Origin of the sequence: Pseudonocardia hierapolitana (assembly GCF_007994075.1) — a bacterium.
Taxonomy (GTDB): Bacteria; Actinomycetota; Actinomycetes; order Mycobacteriales; family Pseudonocardiaceae; genus Pseudonocardia; species Pseudonocardia hierapolitana.
This window is the reverse complement of sequence record NZ_VIWU01000001.1, coordinates 208694-233685: the sequence shown is the minus strand read 5'-3', so window position 1 is coordinate 233685 and position 24992 is coordinate 208694. Positions and strand designations below refer to the sequence as shown.

22 protein-coding genes are annotated in these 24992 nt (G+C 73.2%); 15 read left to right on the top strand and 7 right to left on the bottom strand.

Translation table 11 applies throughout. The features are described 5' to 3' along the window. Positions 1-49 precede the first annotated feature (49 nt). On the top strand, positions 50-748 hold the full coding sequence (locus tag FHX44_RS01130; RefSeq protein WP_170308723.1) for a TetR/AcrR family transcriptional regulator: 699 nt from the start codon (positions 50-52) through the stop codon (positions 746-748). Here the strand turns inward: FHX44_RS01130 and FHX44_RS01125 are convergent, their stop codons facing one another. Further along, positions 749-1711 carry a TAXI family TRAP transporter solute-binding subunit gene (locus tag FHX44_RS01125; protein ID WP_147253736.1) on the bottom strand — a complete coding sequence of 321 codons (963 nt, stop codon included), beginning with the start codon at positions 1709-1711 and terminating at the stop codon, positions 749-751. Positions 1712-1776: 65 nt separating this feature from the next. Between FHX44_RS01125 and miaB the strand changes: the two genes are divergently transcribed. Next, positions 1777-3249 (top strand): tRNA (N6-isopentenyl adenosine(37)-C2)-methylthiotransferase MiaB, encoded by a 1473-nt coding sequence (miaB, locus tag FHX44_RS01120; protein WP_147253735.1) that lies wholly within the window; start codon positions 1777-1779, stop codon positions 3247-3249. Next, positions 3246-3728: an Rv2732c family membrane protein gene (locus FHX44_RS01115; protein WP_147253734.1), complete on the top strand. Its 483-nt coding sequence runs from the start codon at positions 3246-3248 to the stop codon at positions 3726-3728. The genes miaB and FHX44_RS01115 overlap by 4 nt, the downstream gene beginning before the upstream one ends. Positions 3729-3987: 259 nt before the next feature. Here the strand turns inward: FHX44_RS01115 and FHX44_RS01110 are convergent, their stop codons facing one another. Together FHX44_RS01110 and FHX44_RS01105 are read right to left on the bottom strand one after the other, a co-directional pair. Continuing rightward, positions 3988-4875, bottom strand: coding sequence for an endonuclease domain-containing protein (locus FHX44_RS01110; protein ID WP_170308721.1), 888 nt, complete (start codon positions 4873-4875; stop codon positions 3988-3990). A 566-nt stretch (positions 4876-5441) separates the two neighbouring features. Continuing rightward, entirely contained in the window at positions 5442-6722 is a 1281-nt protein-coding gene (locus FHX44_RS01105) for a DUF349 domain-containing protein (protein WP_425469099.1), read from the bottom strand. Between the two features lie 912 nt (positions 6723-7634). Here FHX44_RS01105 and FHX44_RS01100 point away from each other — a divergent pair. From FHX44_RS01100 to dapF, 3 genes are read left to right on the top strand one after another with little or no spacing between them, the layout of a single operon-like run. Further along, the gene (locus FHX44_RS01100; protein ID WP_246170891.1) at positions 7635-8354 is read left to right on the top strand and encodes a class III extradiol ring-cleavage dioxygenase family protein; all 720 of its coding nucleotides are present in this window, start codon (positions 7635-7637) and stop codon (positions 8352-8354) included. Next, the gene (miaA, locus tag FHX44_RS01095) at positions 8351-9265 is read left to right on the top strand and encodes a tRNA (adenosine(37)-N6)-dimethylallyltransferase MiaA (RefSeq protein WP_147253730.1); all 915 of its coding nucleotides are present in this window, start codon (positions 8351-8353) and stop codon (positions 9263-9265) included. The genes FHX44_RS01100 and miaA overlap by 4 nt, the downstream gene beginning before the upstream one ends. 4 nt (positions 9266-9269) lie before the next feature. Then, positions 9270-10091, top strand: coding sequence for a diaminopimelate epimerase (gene dapF, locus FHX44_RS01090; protein WP_147260838.1), 822 nt, complete (start codon positions 9270-9272; stop codon positions 10089-10091). Here dapF and FHX44_RS01085 read toward each other — a convergent pair. Beyond that, the gene (locus FHX44_RS01085) at positions 10082-11314 is read right to left on the bottom strand and encodes an MFS transporter (protein ID WP_147253729.1); all 1233 of its coding nucleotides are present in this window, start codon (positions 11312-11314) and stop codon (positions 10082-10084) included. The two genes, dapF and FHX44_RS01085, sit on opposite strands and share 10 nt — an antisense overlap. 51 nt (positions 11315-11365) lie before the next feature. Between FHX44_RS01085 and FHX44_RS01080 the strand changes: the two genes are divergently transcribed. The 3 genes from FHX44_RS01080 to FHX44_RS01070 all read left to right on the top strand — a co-directional run bounded on the left by FHX44_RS01080 (position 11366) and on the right by FHX44_RS01070 (position 14400). Further along, on the top strand, positions 11366-11926 hold the full coding sequence (locus FHX44_RS01080; RefSeq protein ID WP_147253728.1) for an ArsR/SmtB family transcription factor: 561 nt from the start codon (positions 11366-11368) through the stop codon (positions 11924-11926). Positions 11927-11947: 21 nt separating this feature from the next. Beyond that, on the top strand, positions 11948-13399 hold the full coding sequence (gene hflX, locus FHX44_RS01075; RefSeq protein WP_147253727.1) for a GTPase HflX: 1452 nt from the start codon (positions 11948-11950) through the stop codon (positions 13397-13399). 74 nt (positions 13400-13473) lie between these two features. After that, a complete protein-coding gene (locus FHX44_RS01070) occupies positions 13474-14400 on the top strand; it encodes a hypothetical protein (RefSeq protein WP_147253726.1) in 927 nt (308 codons plus the stop codon). Positions 14401-14998: 598 nt separating this feature from the next. Here the strand turns inward: FHX44_RS01070 and FHX44_RS01065 are convergent. The 3 genes from FHX44_RS01065 to lexA all read right to left on the bottom strand — a co-directional run bounded on the left by FHX44_RS01065 (position 14999) and on the right by lexA (position 17341). Further along, complete coding sequence (locus tag FHX44_RS01065) at positions 14999-15679, bottom strand: transposase (RefSeq protein ID WP_147253725.1); 681 nt, start codon at positions 15677-15679, stop codon at positions 14999-15001. Then, the gene (locus tag FHX44_RS01060) at positions 15679-16116 is read right to left on the bottom strand and encodes an IS110 family transposase (protein ID WP_147253724.1); all 438 of its coding nucleotides are present in this window, start codon (positions 16114-16116) and stop codon (positions 15679-15681) included. The genes FHX44_RS01065 and FHX44_RS01060 overlap by 1 nt, the downstream gene beginning before the upstream one ends. 487 nt (positions 16117-16603) lie before the next feature. Next, positions 16604-17341: a transcriptional repressor LexA gene (gene lexA / locus FHX44_RS01055; RefSeq protein WP_147253723.1), complete on the bottom strand. Its 738-nt coding sequence runs from the start codon at positions 17339-17341 to the stop codon at positions 16604-16606. Positions 17342-17589: 248 nt separating this feature from the next. Between lexA and FHX44_RS01050 the strand changes: the two genes are divergently transcribed. From FHX44_RS01050 to FHX44_RS01025, 6 genes are all read left to right on the top strand, one after another. Further along, entirely contained in the window at positions 17590-18192 is a 603-nt protein-coding gene (locus FHX44_RS01050) for a hypothetical protein (protein ID WP_147253722.1), read from the top strand. Positions 18193-18351: 159 nt separating this feature from the next. After that, the gene (nrdR, locus tag FHX44_RS01045) at positions 18352-18816 is read left to right on the top strand and encodes a transcriptional regulator NrdR (protein WP_147253721.1); all 465 of its coding nucleotides are present in this window, start codon (positions 18352-18354) and stop codon (positions 18814-18816) included. Positions 18817-18984: 168 nt separating this feature from the next. After that, a complete protein-coding gene (locus FHX44_RS01040; protein WP_147253720.1) occupies positions 18985-21834 on the top strand; it encodes a vitamin B12-dependent ribonucleotide reductase in 2850 nt (949 codons plus the stop codon). 440 nt (positions 21835-22274) lie between these two features. Next, positions 22275-23315, top strand: a complete 1041-nt coding sequence (locus FHX44_RS01035) for an MBL fold metallo-hydrolase (RefSeq protein WP_147253719.1) — start codon at positions 22275-22277, stop codon at positions 23313-23315. 80 nt (positions 23316-23395) lie between these two features. Next, on the top strand, positions 23396-24301 hold the full coding sequence (locus FHX44_RS01030) for a hypothetical protein (protein WP_147253718.1): 906 nt from the start codon (positions 23396-23398) through the stop codon (positions 24299-24301). A gap of 145 nt (positions 24302-24446) precedes the next feature. Further along, positions 24447-24935, top strand: a complete 489-nt coding sequence (locus FHX44_RS01025) for a DUF3145 domain-containing protein (protein ID WP_170308719.1) — start codon at positions 24447-24449, stop codon at positions 24933-24935. Positions 24936-24992: the final 57 nt, after the last annotated feature.

Here is a 24992-nt window from a genome sequence, read left to right as displayed (position 1 = left end):
GCAGTGCCAGTATCGGGATGCTGCCTAACAGTGTCAAGGAGAACTGTCGGTGTCAGTTGAAGGATCGGTACGGGAGCGGCGGCGGGCCGAGACCGTGCAGGAGATCAAGGCCGCCGCCCTCGAGCAGCTGGCCGAGGGCGGGCCGGGCGGCCTCTCGCTGCGGGGCGTCGCGCGGGCCGTCGGGATGACGGTGCAGTCGCTCTATCACTACTTCGACAGTCGCGACGAGCTGCTGACCGCGCTGGTGATCGACGGCCACCGGGCGCTGGCCGCCGCGGTCGCGGACGCCACGGACGCCACCCGCGGGCGCCCGCAGGGCGAACGGCTGTTCGCGGCCACCAACGCCTACCGGCGGTGGGCGCTGGCGAACCGCCCGGCGTTCCTGCTGCTCTACGGCACCCCGGTGCCCGGGTACGAGCCGCCATCGCGCGCGGAGGTGATCGGTGCGGCGGTGAGCCTGGCCGAGCCGTTCCGCGAGGTCGTCTTCGACGGGTGGACCACGGCGCAGCTGGAGAAGATCCCGGTACAGCCGGGTGCCGAGCGACTCGCCGAGGCCGACACGGACAAGCTGACGCTGCCGCTCGGTGCGCTGGCCCTGTTCTACGAGCTGCGCGCCCAGATGCACGGGCTCGTGATGCTCGAGCTGGTCGGCCACCTGTCCCCGATGAACGATTTCGGCGAGGACCTGTTCCGCGGCATGATCAACCGCACGGTCGCCCAGCTGGCGGCCCTGCGCGCGGAGGTCTGATCAGGGGTCCTTCTCGCCGCGGAAGAAGCGTTCCGCCCCCGGGTGCAGTGGCACCGGCTGCGTCCCGATCGCGGCCCGCAGGTCGATCGTGAGTGCCGCCGGGCTCACCGCCGCCAGCTGCTCCTGGGCGGCGAACAGGCTTTCGACCAGGGCGTTCGCCACGTCGTCAGGCATCTCCGTCCTGACGACCAGGAAGTTGCGCACGAGCAGGGTGGAGATCGGGTCGGGGATGCCGTAGGTCTGGGCGGGCACCGTTCCCGCGGCGTACACGGGGTACGTGGCACGCACCGGCGTGATCAGGTCCTCCAGGTTCAGCAGCCGGATCGGCAGCGCCTCCGACAGTGTGGTCACCCCCCGCGTGGGCAGGCCACCGACCCAGAAGAACGCGTCGATCGCACCGCTCGCCATGGCCTCGACCGACTCGTTGATCCCCAGCTGCAGGGCCTGGAAGTCGGTTGCGGGGGAGAGCCCGGCCGCGGTCAGCAACCGTTCGGCGATCACCCGCACGCCGGAGTCGGGCGCGCCGACGGAGACCCGCGCGCCGCGCAGGTCGGCGAGGCTCGTCGCCGGTGCCGACGCGGGTACCACGACGTGCACCACGTCGTCGTAGATGCGGGCGAGGGTGCGTGGTGACCGCGGGTCGTTCTCGGCGGTGCGAGCGAGCTGGTCGGCCGCCGTGTCGACCTGGCTGAACACGACGTCGGCCGTGCGGGAGGCGAGCCTCTCCAGGTTGTCCACCGACCCCGCCGTGGACAGCACGGCCGGGCGGGCGTCGAGATCGAGCTGCGCCTGCCAGGCGTCGGCGAGCGCGTTGCCCAGGTTGTAGTAGACGCCCTGGGTGCCGCCGGTCGCGAGCGTGAGCCGGACGCCCGCGAACCGCGAGGCACAGCCCGGCACCCCGAGCAGGCCGAGCGCGGCGGCGCCGGACAGCAGGCCGCGCAGGACCGTGCGGCGATCCACCATGCGGGCATCCTGCCGTGCCCGGCCGGTGCGGTCGAACGGGCGGCAACGGCCTACCCTCATTGGCTGTGACCCGCAGCTACACCATCCGCACCTACGGGTGTCAGATGAACGTGCACGACTCCGAGCGGATGGCCGGCCTGCTCGAGGCCGCGGGCTACGAGCGGTCCGGATCCGACGACGCGGACGTCGTCGTGTTCAACACCTGTGCGGTGCGGGAGAACGCCGACAACCGGCTCTACGGCAACCTCGGCCACCTGCGGCCGGTCAAGGCGTCGCGCCCCGGGATGCAGATCGCCGTGGGAGGCTGCCTCGCGCAGAAGGACCGCGACACGATCGTCCGGAAGGCGCCGTGGGTGGACGTCGTGTTCGGCACCCACAACGTGCACGCGCTTCCCGTGCTGCTGGAGCGGGCCCGGCACAACCAGGCCGCCCAGGTGGAGATCGCCGAGTCCCTCGAGGTCTTCCCCTCCACGCTGCCCGCGCGCCGGGAGTCCGCCTACGCCGGCTGGGTGTCGATCTCGGTGGGCTGCAACAACACCTGCACGTTCTGCATCGTCCCGTCGCTGCGCGGCAAGGAGAAGGACCGCAGGCCCGGCGACGTGCTCGCCGAGGTGCAGGCGCTCGCCGCCGACGGCGTCCTCGAAGTGACGCTGCTCGGGCAGAACGTCAACTCCTATGGCGTCGAGTTCGGCGACCGCGGCGCGTTCGCCAAGCTGCTGCGCGCCTGCGGCGACGTCGAGGGCCTCGAGCGCGTGCGGTTCACCTCGCCGCACCCCCGGGACTTCACCTCCGACGTGATCGCTGCGATGGCCGAGACGCCCAACGTCTGCCCGCAGCTGCACATGCCGCTGCAGTCCGGCTCCGACGACGTGCTGCGCCGGATGCGCCGCTCCTACCGCTCGTCCCGGTACCTGGCGATCCTCGACGAGGTGCGCGCGTCCCTGCCGGACGCGGCGATCTCCACCGACATCATCGTCGGCTTCCCCGGCGAGACCGAGGAGGACTTCCAGGCCACCCTCGACGTGGTCGAGACGGCCCGGTTCGCGCAGGCGTTCACGTTCCAGTACTCGCCTCGGCCCGGCACCCCGGCGGCGTCACTGCCCGACCAGCTGCCCAAGGCCGTCGTCCAGGAGCGCTACGAGCGGCTCGTCGCGTTGCAGGAGGAGATCTCCTGGCAGCAGAACCGGGCCCTGGAGGGCCGGGTCGTCGAGGTGCTGGTCTCCACCGGCGAGGGGCGCAAGGACGGCGCCACCCGCCGGATGAGCGGCCGCGCCCGCGACGGGCGGCTCGTGCACTTCGCCCCCGGTGACCTGCCCATCCGGCCCGGCGACGTCGTGGAGGTGGCGATCGGCTACGGCGCGCCGCACCACCTGGTGGCCGACGGCCCGGTCCTGTCCCACCGGCGCACGCGGGCGGGCGACGTCCACGAGTCCGGCACCCGTCCCGGCGGCACCGCCACCGGTCTGGGCCTGCCGGGCTTCGGTGCGCCCCCTGCCCAGCCCGCGGCGGCCGCGCCCGCCTGCGGGGTGAACGCGTGACCGACGACGGAGACGAACGCAAGGTGCCCGACGAGCTCGCCGCCCTCGACGCCGAGCTGCGCCGCGCGGAACGGCGTGCCGAACACCGCATCGACCCCGGCCCGTCGGCGCTCGTCGTGTCGGTGGCGATGCTCGTGCTCATCGGCTCGCTGATGCTGCCGTGGACCGGCTCCGTGCAGGGTTGGGAGGTGCTCGCGGGCCTCGCCCCGCTCGGTCTGCTCCCACCGCTCTTCGCCGGCACGTCGCTCGCGTTCGGCCTCGTGTGCTCCGCCCTCGCCCTCGCCCTGCGCTGGTTCGGCCTGGCGTGGCTCGCGGCCGTCGGCTGCGGGATCTCGGTGGTGACCGGGGTGTGGGCGATCTGGTCGCGGCAGGTCGCGGTGCCCGCGGGCGCAACAGGGGCGGGCATCGGCCTGGTCCTGGCGGTCCTCGCCGTGCTGGTGCTCGCGGGGACCTGGGTGCGGATCGCGACGCGCCGGTAACGGGTGAGCATCCGGCGGGTGCGTGGGCGGCGGCATGTGGCCGCCAGTGCGCCAACTTGGTGATCTTCCTTGGGCGGCGCCCGTGATCATCGGCTCGGTGCTCGGGCGGCCGTATCCGGCCGCGGGTGCGCCCAGTTGGTGATCTTGATGGTTGGCGGCCGGGCCGGGCAATCCTGTGATCACCGGTTCGGGGCGTGGGTGGCAGTATCCGGCCGCCGGTGCGCCCGGCCGGTGATCTTGCCTGGGCTGGCGGGCGGGATCAGGCGGTGGCGGTGGCCGTGAAAAGGGCGGCCCGGATCTGGGCGATGACGTAGTCGGGGCGATTGGTCAGGTCGTGCCAGGTGAAGCGCAGGAGGGTCCAGCCCGCTCCGACCAGGGCGTTTCCCTTGTAGCGGTCGGTGCGGAAGCGCTGCACGTCGGTGTGCCAGGCCCAACTGTCGATCTCGATTGCGATCCGCTCGGCCGGGAAGGAGATGTCGATCTTCCACTGCTGGAACGGGAGTCCCACCTTCCAGCCGGAGAGCCCGGCCGCACGGAGAAGCTCGACGAGGATCCGTTCGGCAGCGGAGTCCGCGCGGTCGGCGGCGGCGATGAGCAGTGCGGCGGCTCGGGCGAAGCCGCGCGCTCCCATGTTGCGGCAGTAGGCCCGGTACACCTCGTGGAACGGGACGTGCTTCTGCAGGGCGCGGTCGAGGAAGGCCGAGCCGTCGGGAACGGCGATCGCGGTCTCCAGCGCCGTGAGCGCGTGGCCGCTCAGCCGGAGCCCCTTCACCTGCGTGACGTCGTCGGGATCGAGGTCCCTTCTGCGCACCGTGAAGCCCGGGTAGCCACGGAGGCCGAGGCGCCGGGGCACGGTGACCGTGACGTCGGCCGGGGCCTTCTCCAGCATCCCGTGCCACCACGCCGCGGCAGGTCCTGACACCGCGGCGGCCTCGCCGGCCCACAACCCCGCAGCCCGGATGCGGGCGCGATCGTCGTACGGGTGGCCTCCGGCCAGGTACACCCGTGGCGCCACCCGCTCCCAGTCGCCATTCTGGGTGCGCCCGCGCAGCGTCCGGGACGGGAGCCTGTGCTCCTCGGCCTGCGCGGGGGTGATGAGGCCGTCCTGCGCCTGCAGGAGGATGAACAGCGTCGGGTAGGTCGTCATGGCCGCAGCGTCGCGCGCGGGTCGGCCTCCGCGTGGCCGTTTCGCCGAACTCGCGACCAAGATCATCGGACGGGTGCATGAGCGGCCACATGTGGCCGGTGAGGCACCCACCTGATGATCTCGGTCAAGGGGCTGGCCCGGGCCGGCCGCAGGCAGAAGCCATGATCACCGGATCGGCGCCTGGACGGCCTTATCCGGCCGATGGTGCACCAAGGTGATGATCTTGCCGGCGGAGACCGCCGGCGGTCTTGTCATGATCAGCAGATCGGTGCCTGGGCGGCCGCATTTGGCCGATGGTGCACCAGGGCGATGATCTTGGCCGCCATGGCCCGCCGCCGGCCGGACATGATCAGCGACTTGGTGCTCGGGCGGCCGCATCTGGCCGGGAACGCACCGACGTGGTGATCTTTGCCCTGGGGTGCGCCCCTTGGGACTGATCAGCAGTCTGGTGCCTCGACGGCCATATGTGGCCGGGGTTGCACCGTAGCGACGATCTTTGCCCTGGCTGTCCTGCAGATCGCTGCGTGGGCGGCCGGGGTGTGGCCGCCCACGCGACGAGCCGATCATCAGCGGTGCTGGACCGCCTGCTCCGCGGTCGCCAGCCACTCGCGCCACTGGTCGGCCTGGCTCTCGGCCTGCTCGGCACGGCGGGTGTCGCCTGCGGCCCGCGCCTTCTCGGCCTGGGCCTCGAACTGGGCCACCCGCTCCCGGAACTGCGCCACGCGCGCCTCCGCCTCCGGGTCGGTGCGCTGCCACTGCCGGTCGGCCGCGTCACGGACCTTCTCCTCGACGGCGCGCAGGCGGGCCTCGAGGGGGCGGATGTCGTCGCGCGGGACCTTGCCGATCTCCTCCCAGCGCTCCTGGATCGAGCGCAGCGCGGCGCGCGCCGCGGCCGGGTCCGAGGTGTCGATCCTCTCGGCCTCCACGAGCAGCGCCTTCTTGGCCTCGGCGTTGGCGGCGAACTCGGCGTCACGCTCGGCGAACGTCTCGGACCGCCGCGCGAAGAATGCGTCCTGGGCGGTGCGGAAGCGCTGCCACAGCGCGTCGTCGGCCTCCTTCTGGGCGCGGCCAGCCGCCTTCCACTCGGCCATCAGGTCGCGGAACCGGGCGGCGGTGGGGCCCCAGTCGTCGGAGTCGGCGAGCTTCTCGGCCTCGAGCGCCAGCTCCTCCTTGCGGGCCTTGGCCGCAGCGCGCTGGCGGTCGAGATCGGCGAAGTGGGAGCCGCGGCGCCGGTTGAACGACTCGCGCGCCTTCGAGAACCGCTTCCACAGCAGCTCGTCGGTCTTGCGGTCGATGCCGCGGATGGTGCGCCACTCGTCGAGGATCGACTTGAACCGGTCGCCCGCCTGCTTCCACTGCGTGGCCTCGACGGCGAGCGTCTCGGCCTCCGCGGCGAGTGCCTCTTTGCGGGCGATGGCCGCGCTGCGTTGCGCGTCGCGGGCCGACCGGGCAGCGCCCACCGCGGCTTCCGCCTCGGCCACCAGTTCGTCGAGACGGGCGCGCAGGCCGACGAGATCGCCGACGACGGTGGCCTCGTCCAGCCCGTCCCGGATGGTCTTCGCGCTGCTCAACGTGTGCTTCGGGTCGCCGCCGCCCGCCGCGAGCCGGGTGGCGAGCAGTTCGACCTCGGTGAGCATGTCGTCGAACCGGCGGGCGAAGTGGGCGAGCCCCTCCTCGGGCTCACCTGCCTGCCACGAGCCGACGACCCGCTCGCCGTCGGCGGTGCGGACGTAGATGGTGCCCTCGGCGTCGACGCGGCCCCAGCGTCCCGGGTCTGCGCTCGCCTGGGCGACGGCGATGTGGGCCGAAGGCTCGGCGGCGGGGGCCGCCACGGGCTCGGGACGCACAGCCGCCGGCGACACGGGACGGGCCGGAGGCGCGGGCCGAGGCGGTGGCGCCGGGCGGGGCGGTGCGGGCCGGGCGGGCGCGGGCGGACGCGCAGCCGGCGGCGGTCCCGGCACCGGGCCGGGCGGCGGGACCGGTCGCTCGCCGGTGGTCGGGGGTGCACCCGGGGCCGGGTCGGCGGCAGGGGCCACACCGGCAGCGGGTCCGCCGTCCGGGAGTGGGGACGGCGCCGGGTCGGCGGCGGGACCATCGGGGTGCCCCGGTGGCGGGACCGGGCCCGGGTCAGCGGCCGACGCGTCGGTGGGCGGTGGGCCGGGCCGGGCCGGCTGCGGCGGGACCGGGGGTGCCGGGATCGGGGGTGTCGGCGCAGGGGGCGGTGTGGGCGCAGGTGGAGCGGCGGCCACAGGATCCGTGCTGTCGGGCCCGGCGCCAGGCGCCGGGGCATCGGCACCTGGAGGCGGCCCGAGGACCGGCTCCGTGACCGGTGCGGTGTCCGCCGGGTTCGCCGTGGGTGCGTGCCCGGCCGGGTGCACCGGGCTCTCGGCGTCGAAGGCGGGGGCGGTGGCCGAGGCCTCCACCTCGGCGCCGGGTTCGGCCCCGGCTCCCGCACCGCGTACCACCGGCCGCGTGACCTGCGCTTGGTCCGAGGCCCGGTCCTCAACCGGCTCCGGCGTTCTGCTCCCCTGATGCTCCGACACGGTCGTCCTCCTCGCTCCGGCCCGCCGCGAGCGACGGGCGCCCCGCCCGGAGACGGGGCCGTGCACATCGGCCCTGACCGGTTCCGCCGAACCGGTGGCCCCTCGCGATTCAAACAGCTCCGGGGGCGGACCGGAACAGCCCGGACGGGCGCTGCGCCCCGGATGGCACGTCGGAGTAGCGCAGCGGTGCCGCTTACGCTGCGCTCCGTGCTCACGATGGTCGCCGTGCTCCCCGAGCCGCCGCTGCTCGTGCCGGAGCTGGCAACCGGCGCGTCGACGGGCGTGCGGCAGCTGCGCGCGGCGGTCGCCGACGCCGCCGCGCGGCTCGCGGGGGCGGCGCGGCGCTGGATCGCGGTGGGTTCCGACCCCGGTGGACGGCGGACGGTCGGGCCGCAGGCACGGGGCAGCTTCCGCGGGTTCGGTGTGGACGTCGAGATCGCGCTCGGCCCGGCCGCCGCGGGTGCCGCCGACCTGTGCCTCCCGCTGCCGCTGCTGGTCGCGGGCTGGGCCGCGGGCGCGACCGGCGCGGCCGTGTCCGTCCGGGGAGAGCTCCTGCCGCCGCACGCCCCCCGCCCGGACTGCGCCGCGCTCGGAGCCGCCATCGCAGCGGAGTGCGCCGACGATCCGGAGCCGGTCGGGTTGCTGGTGCTCGGCGACGGAGCGGCGGTCGGCGTCGGCCGCGATCCCCGGTTCGTCGAGCTCGCGGGTGAGGCGGCGGCGTTCGACGGCACAGTTGCCGCGGCCCTGCGCGCCGCCGACGTCGACGCGCTCGCCGAACTCGACGCCGGGACGGCCGGGTCGCTGCACGCCACCGGGCGTGCGCCGTGGCAGGTGCTCGCGGCGGCGACCGGCCCGGGATGGCGCGGCGAGCTGCTGCACTCGGCGGCCCCGCACGGCGTCACCTACCACGTCGCGGTCTGGAGTCCGGGCGCATGAACCGGCTGATCGCGGTCGTCGGCCCCACCGCGACCGGGAAGTCCGACCTCGGGGTGGCACTGGCCGAGGCGTTGGACGGCGAGGTGGTCAACGCCGACGCGATGCAGCTCTACCGCGGGATGGACGTCGGCACGGCCAAGCTGACACCGCGCGAGCGGGCGGGCGTGCCGCACCACCTGCTCGACGTCCTCGACGTGACCGACACGGCCGCGGTGGCGGCCTACCAGCGGGACGCGCGGGACGTCGTCGAGCGGCTGCTCGCGGCGGGCCGGACGCCGGTGCTGGTGGGCGGGTCCGGTCTGTACGTGCAGGCGGTCGTGGACGACCTCGAGTTCCCCGGCACCGACCCCGCGCTGCGGGCGGAGCTGGAGGCCGAGCTGGCCGAGCGGGGACCCGCCGCGCTGCACCGCCGCCTCGCCGCGGTGGACCCGGCCGCCGCAGAGGTGGTGCTCCCGTCGAACGGCCGCCGGATCGTGCGGGCCCTCGAGGTGGTCGCGCTGACCGGGAAGCCGTTCCCCGCCCGGCTGCCGACCTCGGGCACGCCCCGCTACGACGCCGTGCTGCTCGGGATCGACCGCCCGACGGCGGAGCTCGACCTGCGGGTGGCCCGCCGGGTGGCCCGCATGTTCGCAGGGGGACTCGTCGAGGAGACCCGCGGGCTGCTCGCGCGTGGGCTCCGTGACGGCCGCACCGCGTCCCGCGCGCTCGGGTACCAGCAGGTCGTGGCCGCGCTGGACGGCGCGGGAGACCTCTCCGCCGCGGCCGCCGACACGGTGGTGGCCACGCGCCGGTTCGTCCGCAGGCAGCGCTCCTGGTTCCGGCGCGACCGGCGCATCCACTGGCTGGACGGTGCAGGTCCCGACCCGTTGACGGCGGCTCTGCGGCATCTGGGGCAGCACGTAGGCTCGTGAGGTGGTGCGCTTCAGCAAGGGACACGGCACGGAGAACGACTTCGTGCTCCTCCCGGACCCTGACGGCGAGCTGGACCTGACGCCCGCCCGGGTCGCCGCGCTGTGCGACCGGCGCCGCGGCCTCGGTGCCGATGGCGTGCTGCGGATCGTGCGCTGGGATGCACTGGGGGACGGGCCGCCACCGGAGCCCGGCGTCGAGTGGTTCATGGACTACCGCAACGCCGACGGCAGCATCGCCGAGATGTGCGGCAACGGCGTCCGCGTCTACGCCCGCTACCTCGAGCACGCCGGCTGGCTGTCCGGCACCGAGCTGAAGCTGGGCACGCGCGGCGGCGTGCGCACCGTGCGCGTCGCCGGTGAGGACGTCTCCGTCGACATGGGCCCTGCCACCGTCGGCGACGAGGGCACGGCCAGCGTGGACGGGCAGGCGTTCACCGGCGTGGCGGTCGACGTCGGCAACCCGCACCTGGCGTGCGTCACGGACGTGCCGCTGCAGGGGCTGGACCTCACGCGCCCCCCGGGCCACGATCCCGCCCTGTTCCCGCACGGGGTGAACGTCGAGTTCGTCAGCCCGCTGCAGGGCGACGAGGTCGCCATGCGCGTGCACGAGCGCGGAGTGGGGGAGACCCGGTCGTGCGGCACCGGCACCGTGGCCGCGGTCGTCGCGGTGCTGCGCCACGCTGGCCGGGACACCGGCACGGTCAGCGTGCAGGCGCCGGGTGGGCGGCTGCGCGTCACAGTGGAGAACGGCACCACGGTCCTGCACGGTCCCGCCGTGCTCGTCGCGCACGGCGAGCTGACCCCGACGTGGTGGGCTCAGGTCTGAGGCACGGCATCCGGGAGGTCGCGCAGCCGTCGCAGCGGTGAGGCGACCACCCACACCGGGCTGAGCACCGTGCCCACGGCCGCGATCAGCAGCGTCGCCCGCAGCCCGAGCAGTTCGCCGAGCGCGCCGCCGAGCAAGCCGCCGAGCGGGATCGTGCCCCACACGAGGAACCGGATGCTCGCGTTCATCCGGCCGAGCAGGCGGTCGGGGGTGACGGCCTGGCGGAAGCTCACCTGCGCGACGTTGTAGACCACCCCGCCGTAGGCCACGGCAGCCATGCCGAGCGCGAACCAGCCGAGGCCCGCGCCGGGAGTGGCCAGCGGGAGCACGAGCGCGACCGGCCCCGTCACGAGCAGTGAGATGACGACGGTGCGCCCCTGCCCGAGCACTCGGATCCACCGGCCCGAGGTGAGCGCGCCGAGCACGCCACCCGCGCTGCCGGCGGCGAGCACCAGCCCGATCACGGCCGGCGGCTGGCTCAGCTCGCGGGCGAGGAACAGCACCGACACGGCGGCGAGCACCCCGCCGAACAGGTTGGCCGTGCCGGTGCACAGCGTGATCGGGCGCAGCAGCGGGTGGCCGAGGACATAGCGCATGCCCTCGGCCATCTCGGCGCGCAGCGAGCGGGCCGGGTCGCGGGCGGGGACGGCCTCCCGCGTGCGCATCCGCAGGAGGAACGCGGCGGAGACGAGGTAGGTGACCGCGTCGAGGAGCACCGCGGCCGCCGCGCCGACCAGCTGCACCAGACCGCCGCCCAGCGCGGGCCCGGCCGTCTCGGCCGCGGCGCGCGTCGACTCCAGCTTCGCGTTGCCGTCGACGAGTCCGGCGCGCCCGACGACGGCCGGCAGAACGGACTGGTAGCCGACGTCGAAGAACACGGTTGCGACACCGGCGAGGAGCGCGACGACCAGTAGCTGCGCGAAGGTCAGCACCCCGAACGCCCACGCCGGCGGGATGCTCGCGAACAGGGCGAACCGCACCAGATCAGCGGCGATCATCACCGGCCGCCGCCGCACGCGGTCCATGAGCACCCCCGCGGGGAGCCCCACCAGCAGGAACGCCCCGCGCTCCGCGGCGACCAGCAGCCCCATCTCCCAGGCCGTCGCCCCGAGCGAGGTGGCGGCGAGCAGCGGCAACGCGAGGTGGCTGACCATCGTGCCGACCTGGCTGACCGTCTCGCCCGCCCAGAGCAGCAGGAAGTCGCGGTGCCGCCACAGGCTCATCATTCGATCGTGGATGACCGCTTGGAAAGCGTCAATCGGTACGGTGGCACGATGTCCGTGAAGCGGCGACCCGCCACCGAGGCCGAGGCCGCCACGCTCGCCTCCGCCGTCCGCCTGCGGATCGTCCGGCTGACGCTGCACGAGCCGCTGACCAACGCGCAGATCGCCGCGCGGCTGCACCGGGACCCGGCCACCACGCTGCACCACGTTCGGCGGCTGGTCCGGCACGGTTTCCTGGAGGCGCTCCCGGCCCGCCCCGGCCCGCGCGGGTCGACCGAGATCCCGTACCGCGGTACCCGGCTGTCGTGGTCCCTCGAGGATGCGGGGAGCGACCCAACGCTCGCCGAGGCGATGCTGGAGGCCTACCTCGACGAGGTCACGGAGGTCGGCCTGCCCGCGCTGAAGCAGAGCAGGCTCGCCGTCCGGCTGCCCCCGGCCGACGCGGCCGCGCTGCGCTCCGAGCTGTGGGCGGTGCTCGACCGCTACGCCGCCCGTCCCGAGTCCATGGAGGGCGAGGCGGTGGCCGTCTACCTCTCGATCTACCCGGGTAGCGGTGCCGTTCAGGTCGATTCGGACGGCACGCGGAATCAGAGAGGACGTCCGGAGCGTTGACGTGGGAGCATGACTACCACGATGACTGAACCCGCCCTGTCCATCCCCGCCGAGGAGCTGCGCCCCACCCAGGGCGACTACGAGCTCGAGGAGCGCAGCTCGCTGCGCCGCGTCGCGGGCCTGTCCACCGAACTCGCCGACGTCACCGAGGTCGAGTACCGCCGGCTGCGCCTCGAACGCGTCGTGCTCGTCGGGGTCTGGACCGAGGGCACCGCCGAGCAGGCGACGGCCTCGCTCACCGAGCTCGCCCGCCTCGCCGAGACCGCGGGCTCCCAGGTGCTCGACGGCCTCGTCCAGCGCCGCGCCCGGCCCGACCCGGCCACCTACATCGGCTCCGGCAAGGTCGACGAGCTGCGCGACGCCGTCGAGGCCGCGGGCGCCGACACCGTGATCGCCGACGGTGAGCTCTCGCCCGGCCAGCTGCGCCAGCTGGAGGAGAAGCTCAAGGTCAAGGTCATCGACCGCACCGCGTTGATCCTCGACATCTTCGCCCAGCACGCTCGCTCCAAGGACGGCAAGGCGCAGGTCGAGCTGGCCCAGCTGTCCTACCTGCTCCCGCGCCTGCGCGGGTGGGGTGAGGCGCTGTCGCGGCAGGTCGGCGGCCGGGCCGCGGGCGGCGTCGGCATCGGTGGCCGTGGCCCCGGTGAGACCAAGATCGAGCTCGACCGGCGGCGCATCCGCAACCGGATGGCCAAGCTCCGCCGCGAGATCTCGGGCATGAAGCAGGTGCGCGACACGCAGCGCGGGGTGCGGCGGCGCCGCGACGTGCCGTCGGTCGCGATCGTCGGGTACACCAACGCCGGCAAGTCGAGCCTGCTCAACGCGCTCACCGGCGCCGGCGTGCTCGTCGAGAACGCGCTGTTCGCCACCCTCGACCCCACCACGCGCCGTACGTCCACCAGCGACGGACGCACCTACACGCTCACCGACACCGTCGGGTTCGTGCGCCACCTGCCCCACCAGCTCGTCGAGGCCTTCCGGTCCACCCTCGAGGAGACGGCCGAGGCCGACCTGCTCGTGCACGTCGTCGACGCCTCCGACGTGCTGCCGGAGGACCAGATCAAGGCGGTCCGACAGGTGCTCGTCGAGATCGGCGAGGAGCAGGGCTCGATGCCGCGCGAACTGCTCGTCGTCAACAAGACCGACGCCGCGGGCGACCTCCAGCTGGCCCGGCTGCGGCACCTGCTCCCGGACGCGGTGTTCGTCTCCGCCCGTTCCGGCGACGGCATCGGGCGGCTGCGCGAGCGGATCGCCGCGCTGCTGCCCACACCCGAGGTCGAGATCGAGCTGCTCCTGCCGTACGTGCAGGGCTCGCTCGTCGCCCGCGTGCACACGGAGGGCGAGGTGCTGCGCGAGGAGCACACGCCGGAGGGCACCCGGATGCGTGCTCGCGTCGGGGCGGAGCTGGCCACGACGGTGCTGCCGTACGCCCTGGTCGGCGCGCCCGAGCAGAACGGCGGCATGTCCCCCTGATCGGACTGCTCGTCGCACTGGCGCTGTGCCCATCGGTCCTGGCCGGCGGGCCCGCGCCGGAGTCGCGGTGTGCCGTGGACGACCCACGGCTCGACGAGCTGTCCGGTCTGGTCGTGCACGACGGTGGGTTGTGGGCGATGAGCGACGGTGGCCGGCGCGTGCAGGTCCACCGCATCGACCGCTCGAACTGCGCCGTGATCGACACCCGGGCCGCGGACGTCGATCCCTACGACGTCGAGGACCTCGCGGTCGGGCCCGACGGCGCCCTCTGGGTCGGTGACCTCGGCGACAACGAGCGCCGCCGGGAGACCGTCGCGGTCGTCGTCCTGCCCGAGCGCGGTGACGCCCGCCTGCACCGACTGGCCTACCCCGACGGACCGCACGACGCCGAGGCCCTCCTGGTGGACTCCCACGGCCGCCCGTTCGTGATCACCAAGGAGGTCGGCCGGCCCGCCGGCCTCTACCGCACCGCCGATGCGCCCGACGGTGAGGGTCCGACGCCGCTGCTGCGGGTCGGGGAGCTGGCCCTGCCCGCGTCGGACACGCTCGGCGGTCCGGTCGGCGGGATCGGGACCCGGCTGATCACCGGCGCCGCGCTGAGCGCCGACGGCACGGTGGCCGCGGTCCGGACCTACACCGACGCGTGGCTCTTCCCGATGAGCGGAGGCGACCTCGTTGCCGCCTTCAACCAGGCCCCCGTCCGCGTCCCGCTGCCCGACGAGCCGCAGGGCGAGGCCATCGCGTTCGAGCCGGACGGCACCCTGCTGTCCGGCTCGGAGACCCGCCGCGGGGTGCGCGGCGAGATCCGCGGTGTGGCCGGTGCCGCCGCGCTCGCGGGCGAAGCCGATCCCGTAGCCCCGCTCCCGCCGGCCCCGGAGGTCGTGCCCGACCCCGGGGCCCCACCCTGGCTGCCCGCCGCGCTGGGTGGCGGCGCGGTGGTGGGGGTGTTGCTCCTGGTGACGGCGGCAGCCGCGTTGCGGGGCCGGCTGCGCCGCGGCTGACGCACCCCGGTTCCGCTGCCGCACCCCGTCTCCGCTTCCGCGCCCCTTCGATGGGGAGCGTGCGCTGCGAAATGGTGTGTGACCCGAACAGGGGCGCGCGGGCGGGTTGGTGGCGAGGGCCTCCGGTGGCGCCGCCATCGTGCGGGCCCGCCCCTCACAGCTCAAGGGCGCCTTCGGCGCCGCTTCGCGATCGCTGCGCGACCCTTGACCTGCGAGCCTCTGCGGCCCCTGGGGCATGCGGTGCGGGCAGGCCAGAGGCCTGCCCCTGGGGCGCGCGGCGCCACCGGAGGCGGCGTGCCGGACATGATCGGCGCTTTGGCGCGAGAACGGCGAATTCGACACGAGAACGCGCCGGGCCGGTGATCACGCCTTCAGAGCGACTGTGATCGACCTGAGGCGCACGGAAGCGCTGTCCGAGCAGCGGTGATGTATTGCTCGCGGTGGCCGCGACCCGATGATCGGCGCGAGGCGCACTTCAGTGCTGCCGATGCAACCGCGACGTACTGCTCGGTGAGATCACCGCGCTGTCTTCGATGCGAGTCGCACCTCAGCGCTGTTCGCCCGGCTGTGAGGCGCGGCTCGGACGCTTCTATATCTGTCAAGCGGCTGAGGACGCGTTGCTGCTTGTGGTCGTGATGGTCGCGGTGAGGAAGCGGTAGAGCTCGCGCGCGATGTAGCGCTTGAGGCAGCGTCGGATCTCTCGGGTGGTCTTCCCTTCGGCGGTGCGGCGGGCGAGGTAGGCCTTGGTCGTGGGGCAGCTGCGCATGCGGACCATCGCGATGGTGTGCAGTGCGCTGTTGAGGGCGCGGTCACCGCCGCGGTTGAGCCGGTGGCGCTTGGTGTGGCCGCTGCTGGCCTCGAGCGGGCTGGCGCCGGCGAGCGCGGCGAAGGCGCCCTCGTTGCGGCAGCGCCCGGGGTGGGAGAAGCTGATGATCGCTTGGGCGGCGGTGATCGGGCCGATGCCGCGGCGGTCGGTCAGCCCGGGAGCGAGGTCGTCCACGATGCGCTGGAGTTCGCGGCTGTTGGCCCGTAGTGCGCGGTGAGACTCGCGCAGTGCGAGAGCGAGGCGCCGGATCTCGGCCTGGCGCACGACCTGCTCGCGGCTGGCATCGCGGGCCGGACGGTGGCGGGCCAGCGCAGCGAGCCTGGTGTCGGTGAGCGTGCCACGGGCGAAGTCACGGGCGAAGTCACGGTCGCGGTCGTCGCCGCCCAGCAGCAGTGCGCGTAGCCGGTTGGTCTGAGCGGTCGAGCTGTCGGTGAGCTCGTGGCGGGCGTCCATCAGGACCCGGCGTCCATCAGGATCCGGAGCGCTTCGCGGTCACCATCGGCGCGCGGGCTCGGGAGCTGGTCGGCGTCAAGCCGCAGCGCGGTGAGCACGGCCAGGTGCGCGTCGATCGCGTCGGACTTTCCCCGACCGCGACGGGACTTGCGGTTGGGCTGCTCGCACTCGATCACCATCACACCGGCACCGCTGACTGCGCGCGCTAGTCCGATGCCGTAGCTGCGGGTGCCCTCGATCGCGACGGCGACCCGCGACCCGGGAGCGTGATCGCCGATCCAGGCCAGCAGCTCGGCGTAGCCGCGGGAGTCATTGCTGACCTGGCAGGTCGCGATCGGGGCTCCGGTCGGGAGGGCGATTTCTGCGTCGTGGGTGTCGTCGTGGGTGTCACGGTGGGTGTCGACACCGACGACGGCGTCGACACGTTCTGCCAACATGGGCACGGGCCTGGTCCTTCTGACGGGGAACGGGTCCAACAGGCGGCACCGGCCCGGGTGAGGGTCACCACGTGGCACATCTGTGACGGGTCACGCCGTAACCGGCGGACAGGCTTCTGATCAGGCCAACCGGTGAGCCGGGCCGGTGCCGGCGACCACGACGGAACAAGTCCGAGACAGGGCACGCCGAAGCGGCCAGATCGATCACGAGTCACATCGGGTCACCGGCACCGAGCCTGACGGTTCTCCACCCAGGAGCACCGCACCGACACACTCACAGATCGATCACCCCGGCTCGTCGGCCCCGTTCGCCGAGGCTCCGACTCTGCTCCCAGCCCAGCCCAGCCCAGCCAGCCCGCCGGAGCCGGCACTGACTCTGCCCTCAACCCGGCCCGCCCCGCCCGCTCCCGGCCTTGACTCTGCCCCGCCCGGCTCGGTCCGCCGGCCCCGGCCCCGGCCTCCCAACCGGCGCCGTGCCGCAACCGCCTCAGAGCCTCCGCAACACCGCCACCACCCGCCCGAGCACCGTGGCGTCGTCGCCGGGGATCGGGTCGTAGGCGGGGTTGGCCGGCATCAGCCAGACGTGGTCGTCGCGGCGCTTGAACGTCTTGACGGTGGCCTCGCCGTCGATCATCGCGGCGACGATCTCGCCGTTCTCGGCGACCGGCTGCTGGCGGACGACGACCCAGTCGCCGTCGGTGATGGCCGCCTCGATCATCGAGTCGCCGCGGACGTTGAGCAGGAAGAGGGTGCCCTCGCCGACGATCTCGCGGGGGAGCGGGAAGACGCTCTCGACGGCCTGCTCGGCGAGGATCGGTCCACCGGCGGCGATGTTGCCCAGCAGGGGGACCATCGCGGGGGCGGGGTGCAGGTCGCTCGTGGTGGTGTTCTCCGGCGCGGCGGAGGTGGTGTCGGTCGTGTCCTCCGGGCCCCGTACGTCGACGGCCCGGGTGCGGTTGGGGTCGCGCCGCAGGTAGCCCTTCCGCTCGAGCGCGCGCAGCTGGTGGTGCACCGACGAGGTGGACGTGAGGCCGACGGCGTCGCCGATCTCCCGCACGCTCGGCGGGTAGCCGAACCGCTCGACCCAGTCGCGGATCACCTCGAGGACCTTGCGCTGCCGCGGGGTGAGGCCCGCGGGCTCGGTCGGCGGGTCGGGGAACGTGCTCACCTGCGCGGTCGCCCCGGCGTCGTTGCCGTTGCCGGTGCCCGGGTCGTCCCGTGCCATCTGTTGCGCCTCCTCCTCGTGGGCGGCGCGTCGGCCGCCCGCTGGTGTGGGGTGGGTGCCGCATGGTGCGGCCGCCACCGTCGTCGCGTTAGACGGTAGCCCCGATCGGGCTTGCCGCCAAACACATGTTCGAACGACACGCCCGCGTTTCTCGATTCTGTCGGACCGGGGTGGTAGACACTTCGCACAGACGTTCGTTCGAACACTTGTTCAGCTTGCGCCACAGCGGAAGAAGCGGAGGCGGCGATATGTACGAGCGGGGCATGTACGAGCGGGGCACGTACGAGCGCGGCGCGCAAGGGCGGGGAGTGGTCGTGCAGCCGGTGCTCGACCGGCGCGTTGGCGAGCGGCGGCGCGGTCTGCGTCGACGGGGGAGCGGTCCGCGGCCCGTGCGGCCCGCGGTGAGCGCCGTGGCGGTGCGCCCCGCGGAGGTCGAGCGGCCGCAGGCGCCGTCCGGTGCCCGCCGGGTGCCGTTGCCCGTGCCTGGCCTGCGTCCGCTGGCGCGGCGGCCGCTCGCCGTGCCGCGCGGGTCGGTGCTCTTCGCCCGGGTGCGTCGGGTGCTCGCCGGGCTCGCCGTCGCGGTCGTCGCGGCCGCGGTGGTGTTCGGGCTCGGCGTGCTGGTCGACTCGGCGGCGGCGGTCCGCGCGGCGGAGGAGGCCGTCCGTGCGCCGGCGGGCACCGTCGTCGTCACGGTCGGGGTGGAGCGCACCCCCGGGGAGGTCGCGCGGCGTCTCGCCCCGGCGGCGTCGGGTCCCGAGCTCACCGCGCTCGCCGAGCGGATCGTCACCGACAACTCGCTCGGATCGGTGCCGCTGCAGCCCGGGCAGGTGCTCAGGGTGACCTTCGGCTGACGCTCTGCGGTGGTGACCTGGTGGTCTCGTGGAGTTCGTCCCGTTCGGTCGACACACCCGTACCGATAGGGGTGTCCTGCTTCCCCTGCCCCTACATGTTGTGGTTACACTCGTGTCGTTCGACAACAGGTGGGGTTCTGCAGAAGGGGGAGGAAGCCGATGCGCTGCCCGTTCTGCCGCCACTCGGACTGCCGGGTGATCGACTCCCGGGAGGTCGACGACGGCCAGGCCACTCGCCGCAGGAGGTCCTGCGCGGCGTGCGGCCGGCGCTTCACGACGGTCGAGGAGCCCGTGCTCGCCGTCGTCAAGCGCAGCGGGGTCACCGAGCCGTTCAGCCGGGAGAAGGTCGTCAGCGGGGTCCGGAGGGCCTGCCAGGGGCGGCCCGTCGACGAGGACGCGCTCCAGAAGCTCGCCCACCGGGTGGAGGAGGCGGTCCGCGCGGGGGGCACCGCCGAGATTCCCAGCCACGAGGTGGGTCTGGCCATCCTCGGCCCGCTCCGCGAGCTCGACGAAGTGGCGTACCTGCGCTTCGCCAGCGTCTACAAGTCGTTCTCCTCGATCGAGGACTTCGAGAAGGAGATCTCCGACTTGCGCAGACCACCGGGCGCCGACCCGCCCGACTGACCGCCCGCCCCATCCCGACCGAACCGGCACCGCCGGCCGGTGATCCGGTATGCCCGACCGAGGCCGGACGACGTCGAAATGCACCGCCGCCACACATCCGCCGCACCGCAGGAAAGCGCGCATCCGTGGACCCCAGCCCGCAGATGCGCGCGCAATGAGAGGGAGAGCATGACCGAGACCGTCGGCGCCGCATCCGGACGCGGCAAGAGGAGCACCGCGAAGTCCGGGAAGCAGGCAGGGCTCACCGTCGAGCGGCTCTACACCACCCCCGGTGTCCACCCCTACGACGAGGTCACCTGGGAGCGCCGGGACGTCGTCATGACCAACTGGCGTGACGGCACGGTCAACTTCGAGCAGCGCGGCGTCGAGTTCCCCGACTTCTGGTCGATCAACGCCACCAACATCGTCACCAGCAAGTACTTCCGCGGGGCCGTCGGCTCTCCCACGCGTGAGTCGAGCCTGCGACAGCTGATCGACCGGGTGGTCGGGGTCTACCACCGGGCCGGGCTGGAGCACGGCTACTTCGCCACCGAGGAGGACGCCGAGGTCTTCGCCCAGGAGCTCACCTGGATGCTGCTGCACCAGGTGTTCAGCTTCAACTCCCCGGTGTGGTTCAACGTCGGCACGTCGAGCCCGCAGCAGGTCAGCGCGTGCTTCATCCTCGCGGTCGACGACACGATGGAGTCGATCCTCAACTGGTACCGCGAGGAGGGCCTGATCTTCAAGGGCGGTTCGGGCGCCGGTCTCAACCTCTCCCGCATCCGCTCCTCCAAGGAACTGCTCTCCTCCGGCGGCACGGCGTCCGGGCCGGTGTCGTTCATGCGCGGCGCCGACGCCAGCGCGGGCACCATCAAGTCGGGTGGCGCCACCCGGCGGGCGGCGAAGATGGTCGTCCTCGACGTCGACCACCCCGACATCGAGGAGTTCGTCGCGACCAAGGCCAAGGAGGAGGCGAAGATCCGCGTGCTGCGCGACGCGGGCTTCGACATGGACCTCGGCGGCTCCGACATCACCTCGGTGCAGTACCAGAACGCCAACAACTCGGTGCGCGTCACCGACGAGTTCATGCGCGCCGTCGAGAGCGACTCCGAGTTCGGGCTGCGCGCCCGGATGACGGGTGAGGTCATCGACCGCGTGCCGGCGAAGAAGTTGTTCCGCACGATCGCGCAGGCGGCGTGGGAGTGCGCCGACCCCGGCATCCAGTACGACAGCACGATCAACGACTGGCACACCTGCCCGGAGTCGGGCCGCATCTCCGCCTCCAACCCGTGCTCGGAGTACATGCACCTGGACAACTCCAGCTGCAACCTCGCCTCGCTGAACCTCCTGAAGTTCCTGGGCGACGACGGGCAGTTCGACGGTGCGCGCTTCCAGAAGGCCGTCGAGCTGATCATCACGGCGATGGACATCTCCATCTGCTTCGCCGACTTCCCCACCGAGCCGATCGCCGACACCACCCGCAAGTTCCGCCAGCTGGGCATCGGCTACGCCAACCTCGGTGCGCTGCTGATGGCCACCGGGCACGCCTACGACTCCGAGGGCGGCCAGGCGCTCGCGGCGTCGATCACCTCGCTCATGACGGGCGCGGCCTACAAGCGCTCGGCCGAGCTGGCGGGTGTCGTCGGGCCGTACGAGGGCTACGCCCGCAACGCCGACGCGCACCAGCGCGTCATGCGCAAGCACGCGGCGGCCAACGACGACGTGCGCACGCTGCCCGCGAGCGCGCCGGTCCACAAGCTGGCCACGAAGGTCTGGCAGGAGGGCCTCGCGGTCGGAGCACGCAACGGCTGGCGCAACGCGCAGGCGTCGGTGCTCGCCCCCACCGGCACCATCGGCCTGATGATGGACTGCGACACCACTGGCATCGAGCCGGACCTCGCGCTGGTGAAGTTCAAGAAGCTGGTGGGCGGCGGCTCGATGCAGATCGTCAACCAGACGGTGCCGCGGGCGCTGGCCAAGCTGGGCTACCAGGCGGAGCAGATCGAGGCGATCGTCGAGTACGTCGCCGAGCACGGCCACGTCATCGACGCCCCCGGCCTGCGCCAGGAGCACTACGAGGTGTTCGACTGCGCCATGGGCGAGCGGTCGATCGCGCCGATGGGCCACGTGCGGATGATGGCCGCGGTGCAGCCGTTCCTGTCCGGGGCCATCTCGAAGACGGTGAACATGCCGGAGGAGGCCACCGTCGAGGACGTCGAGAAGATCTACCTCGAGGGTTGGAAGCTCGGCCTGAAGGCGCTCGCGATCTACCGCGACAACTGCAAGGTCGGGCAGCCGCTGTCGGCGGGCAAGGAGGCCCGCAAGACCGAGTCGGCGGAGGCCGCCGCGCCGGTGGTGGTCGAGTCGCGCCCGGTGCGCCGCAGGCTGCCGAAGAAGCGCCCGAGCCAGACGGTGTCGTTCACCGTCGGTGGGGCGGAGGGCTACCTCACCGCCGGGTCGTACCCCGACAACGGGCTCGGCGAGATCTTCGTCAAGCTCGGCAAGCAGGGCTCCACGCTCGCCGGCGTGATGGACGCGTTCTCGATGTCGATCTCGGTGGGTCTGCAGTACGGCATCCCGCTGGAGTTCTACGTCTCGAAGTTCTCCAACCTGCGCTTCGAGCCGGCAGGCATGACCGACGACCCGGACGTCCGGATCGCCACGAGCGTGCTCGACTACCTGTTCCGGCGGCTGGCGCTCGACCACCTGCCGTACGAGAAGCGCGCTGAGCTGGGCATCTTCTCCGCGGAGGAGCGGTCGGCGCAGGTGGCGGCCGCCGACTACGGGTCGGGCTTCGGCGAGGTCGACGTGGAGGGCCTGCGGTCCTCTGTCGACGCCGCGCCTGCTGCCGACAAGGAGGCGGAGCCGAAGGGGGCTGCTCCGGCGCCCGTCGAGGTGGGCAGCTCCACCGAGCTGCTGGAGCTGCGTCTCGGCAAGGCCGCCGACGCGCCGCTGTGCATGACCTGCGGCACCAAGATGCGTCCGGCCGGATCCTGCTACCTGTGCGAGGGCTGTGGCTCCACCAGCGGCTGCAGCTGAGAACGGGCGGAATTGCAGCTGATGCAGCATTGAGCATCCGTCGCTGAGGTCACTGACCTGAACGCGGAAGAGGGAGCCGACGCTTGGGTCGGCTCCCTCTTTGCTGCGCCGGCTCCGAGTCGGCCCGGCACGCAACAGCGCCCTGTGCTCCCTCGCCGGTGGCCTTCCCGCCGCCGCCCGCGAAGCGCCGCCGGTGCGAGTGCCGGACAAATCGTGGAACGCGTCCACACCGCTCGGACGAGGGCCTCCCGCCGACTCTCTGAGCGATGTCCGCTGCCGAGCGAATCCGAGGTGTTGCCATCCAACCCGAGGCTTGGCGGGCGCTGATCGCAGCTGTCGTCGGCGATCGCCCTCACGGATGAGGCTGTGCAGCTCGCCACACCCGCGTGCGTGTGCTGCGGCGGGACGTAGCGTGTCGAGGCGTATCGAAGGAGGGCCGCGTGATCGTCGACGATGACCCGGCGGGTGACTGGACGGCGCCCGGGGTGTACCGGTGTGCACCGGGCGTGTACCGCATTCCGCTTCCGCTGCCGAACGACGGCCTGCGTGCGGTCAACGTCTACGCGCTGGCCGACGGCGACGGGCTGACCCTCGTCGACGCCGGGTGGGCGCTGGCCCAGTCCCGGGAGGCGCTGTCCACGGCGCTCGCCTCGCTCGGCGCGGGCCTCGCGGACGTGCGCCGCTTCCTCGTCACGCACATCCACCGCGACCACTACACGCAGGCGGTGGTGCTGCGGCGGGAGTTCGGCATGCGCGTAGCGCTGGGGCGCGGTGAGCAGCACGGGCTCGAGGTGTTGCGCCGGACGCGTCCCGGGCAGCGCCACCATCGCAAGCAGCTGCTCGGCCTGGGGGCCCACGAGCTCGTCCGGGAGCTGGAGCGCCACGTCCCGCCGCCCGTCGAACCGGCCGAGTACGAGTTCCCCGACGACTGGATCGACGACGGCGCCCGGATCGTGGTGGGGGAGGGTTCGGCCGACCAGCGGGTGCTGGAGGCCGTCGCGACGCCCGGGCACACCCGGGGTCACGTCGTGTTCGCCGACCCGGCCGGGGAGCTGTTGTTCGCCGGCGACCACGTGCTGCCGCGGATCACCCCGTCCCTCGGGCTGGAACCCGCACCGGCGGAGAGTCCACTCGCGGACTTCCTCACCTCGCTGGAGCTCGTACGCTCGCGACCGGACGCGGTGCTGCTGCCTGCGCACGGGCCGACCGGAATGCGCGTGCACCAGCGGGTGGACGAGCTGATCGCCCACCACGCGAAGCGGCTCGACACGACGCTCGCCGCCGTGCAGGAGGGCTGCTCGACGGCCTACGAGGTGGCCGGCGTGCTGCTGTGGACCCGGCGCGACACGCCGTTCACCGAGCTCGACCTGTTCAACCGGATGCTCGCCACCATCGAGACCTCCGCGCACCTCGAGGTGCTGGCGGAGCGTGAGCTGGTCACGGTCGAGGATCGGGACGGCATCCGTCACTACACATCGTGATAACGATTCACTCTTCGTAGAGCCCTGCCGGCGACTTTGCGACCATCCGGTCGTACCCTTTCCGCCATGAAGAGGCGGCCATGAGCGGGGCGACCGGGCGCGCGATCGCCCGTGCCGGCCTCGGGCTCGCCACGTGCGTGCTCGCCGTCGCCGCGGTGGTCGTCGCCACCGACGGCACGACTTTCCCTGCGCTCGACCCGCCCACCGTGGCGCTCGCGCCGGCCGTCGCCGCGCTGGAATGCGCCGCGGCCGGACCGTACGAGGCGCCCGAGCGGGGCAGCGTCGGCGTGCCGGCCGGCCTGCGCCTGTGCCCGACCGCCGCCCGCACGATCACGTCCGCCGGCGCCGTGCTGGACGGGTGGGAGATCCGTGGCGGTGTCGTCGTGGACGCGCCGGAGGTCGTGGTGCGCCGCAGCCGCGTCGTCGGCGACGGCACGCAGCCCTTCGGCATCGTCACCACCGGCAGGGGCTCGGTCCGGATCGAGGACGTCACGCTCACCGGCGACTTCCCGGAGGCGGCCATCGGCGGTGACCGGTGGAGCGGGGAGCGCGTGGAGATCACCCGGGTGACCGGCGACGGCGCGTGGCTCGGCGAGTCCTCGCGGCTGCGCAACAGCACGGTGCACGACTTCGTCACGCCGCCCGACCGCGAGGCCTCGGCCCTGGTGGTGCGCGGGAGCGGCCGGGACGTGCTGGTCGAGGACAACAAGGTCGACGTGGGGAGCGGACCGGGACGCGGTAGCGCCCTGCTGCTCGATCCCGACCGCGCGACGGGGCGCGGCGATGGCCCGATCGTGATCCGCGGCAACGTGCTCGGGGGCGGGCGCTACACGCTCCGGGAGGACGAGCCGGGCAGCCCGTCCGACGTGCGGATCAGCGGCAACCGCTTCCGGCGGGACGCAGGGGAGGCGCCGCTGCGGGTGTCGCGGCGCGCCGTGCTCGAGGGCAACAGCTACCTCGACGGCGCTGGCCTGCCGGACTGGTGATCGGCCCGCGACACGCCCGGAGTGGGCGGCCTGTTTGGACGTGTCGGGGTCGACCGGGCAGACTGATCACACAACCGAAATCAGCGGACCGGACGCGTACGAGGGCGTAGGGGAAGACGTTCCTCGTCGACGTTGGAGGTCTGCAGTGAACGCACGCGGCGTGGTCTTCATCCACTCGTCGCCAACTGCGGTCTGCCCGCACGTCGAGTGGGCGATCTCGGGCGTGCTCGGCATGAAGGTCTCGCTGCACTGGTCACCTCAACCCGCCGCACCCGGGCAGCTGCGTGCCGAGTGCAGCTGGACCGGGCCGGCGGGCAGCGGTGGTGCGCTGGCGGGTGCCCTGCGGGCTTGGCCGATGTTGCGCTTCGAGGTCACCGAGGAACCCAGCCACGGGGTCGACGGCGAGCGGTTCTGTCACGTCCCCACCCTCGGCCTGTGGAACGGGCGGACCAGCGCCAACGGCGACATCGTGGTGGGGGAGGACCGGCTGCGCAGCCTGCTCGCGGAGGTGCCGGCGAGCCGCCTCGCGGGGCGGGTGCACGAGCTGCTCGGCTCGGCGTGGGACGACGCCCTCGAGCCGTTCCGGCTGGCCGGCGACGGGGCCGCCGGAACGCTCCTGCACCAGGTCGGATAACGATCCGGACGCCCAGCCGGGCATACCGTACGTTCCGCTCTTCGCCGACGAGCGCTG

What these genes read in the sequence shown, in the direction of transcription:
- FHX44_RS01080 (WP_147253728.1), top strand. Translation starts at nt 11,366, where the DNA reads ATGTCCGTGAAGCGGCGACCCGCCACCGAGGCCGAGGCCGCCACGCTC.
- hflX (WP_147253727.1), top strand. Translation starts at nt 11,948, where the DNA reads ATGACTGAACCCGCCCTGTCCATCCCCGCCGAGGAGCTGCGCCCCACC.
- FHX44_RS01065 (WP_147253725.1), bottom strand. Translation starts at nt 15,679, where the DNA reads ATGGACGCCCGCCACGAGCTCACCGACAGCTCGACCGCTCAGACCAAC.
- nrdR (WP_147253721.1), top strand. Translation starts at nt 18,352, where the DNA reads ATGCGCTGCCCGTTCTGCCGCCACTCGGACTGCCGGGTGATCGACTCC.
- lexA (WP_147253723.1), bottom strand. Translation starts at nt 17,341, where the DNA reads ATGGCACGGGACGACCCGGGCACCGGCAACGGCAACGACGCCGGGGCG.
- FHX44_RS01100 (WP_246170891.1), top strand. Translation starts at nt 7,635, where the DNA reads ATGGTCGCCGTGCTCCCCGAGCCGCCGCTGCTCGTGCCGGAGCTGGCA.
- FHX44_RS01060 (WP_147253724.1), bottom strand. Translation starts at nt 16,116, where the DNA reads ATGTTGGCAGAACGTGTCGACGCCGTCGTCGGTGTCGACACCCACCGT.
- miaA (WP_147253730.1), top strand. Translation starts at nt 8,351, where the DNA reads ATGAACCGGCTGATCGCGGTCGTCGGCCCCACCGCGACCGGGAAGTCC.
- FHX44_RS01030 (WP_147253718.1), top strand. Translation starts at nt 23,396, where the DNA reads ATGAGCGGGGCGACCGGGCGCGCGATCGCCCGTGCCGGCCTCGGGCTC.
- FHX44_RS01040 (WP_147253720.1), top strand. Translation starts at nt 18,985, where the DNA reads ATGACCGAGACCGTCGGCGCCGCATCCGGACGCGGCAAGAGGAGCACC.
- FHX44_RS01050 (WP_147253722.1), top strand. Translation starts at nt 17,590, where the DNA reads ATGTACGAGCGGGGCATGTACGAGCGGGGCACGTACGAGCGCGGCGCG.
- FHX44_RS01085 (WP_147253729.1), bottom strand. Translation starts at nt 11,314, where the DNA reads ATGAGCCTGTGGCGGCACCGCGACTTCCTGCTGCTCTGGGCGGGCGAG.
- FHX44_RS01125 (WP_147253736.1), bottom strand. Translation starts at nt 1,711, where the DNA reads ATGGTGGATCGCCGCACGGTCCTGCGCGGCCTGCTGTCCGGCGCCGCC.
- FHX44_RS01110 (WP_170308721.1), bottom strand. Translation starts at nt 4,875, where the DNA reads ATGACGACCTACCCGACGCTGTTCATCCTCCTGCAGGCGCAGGACGGC.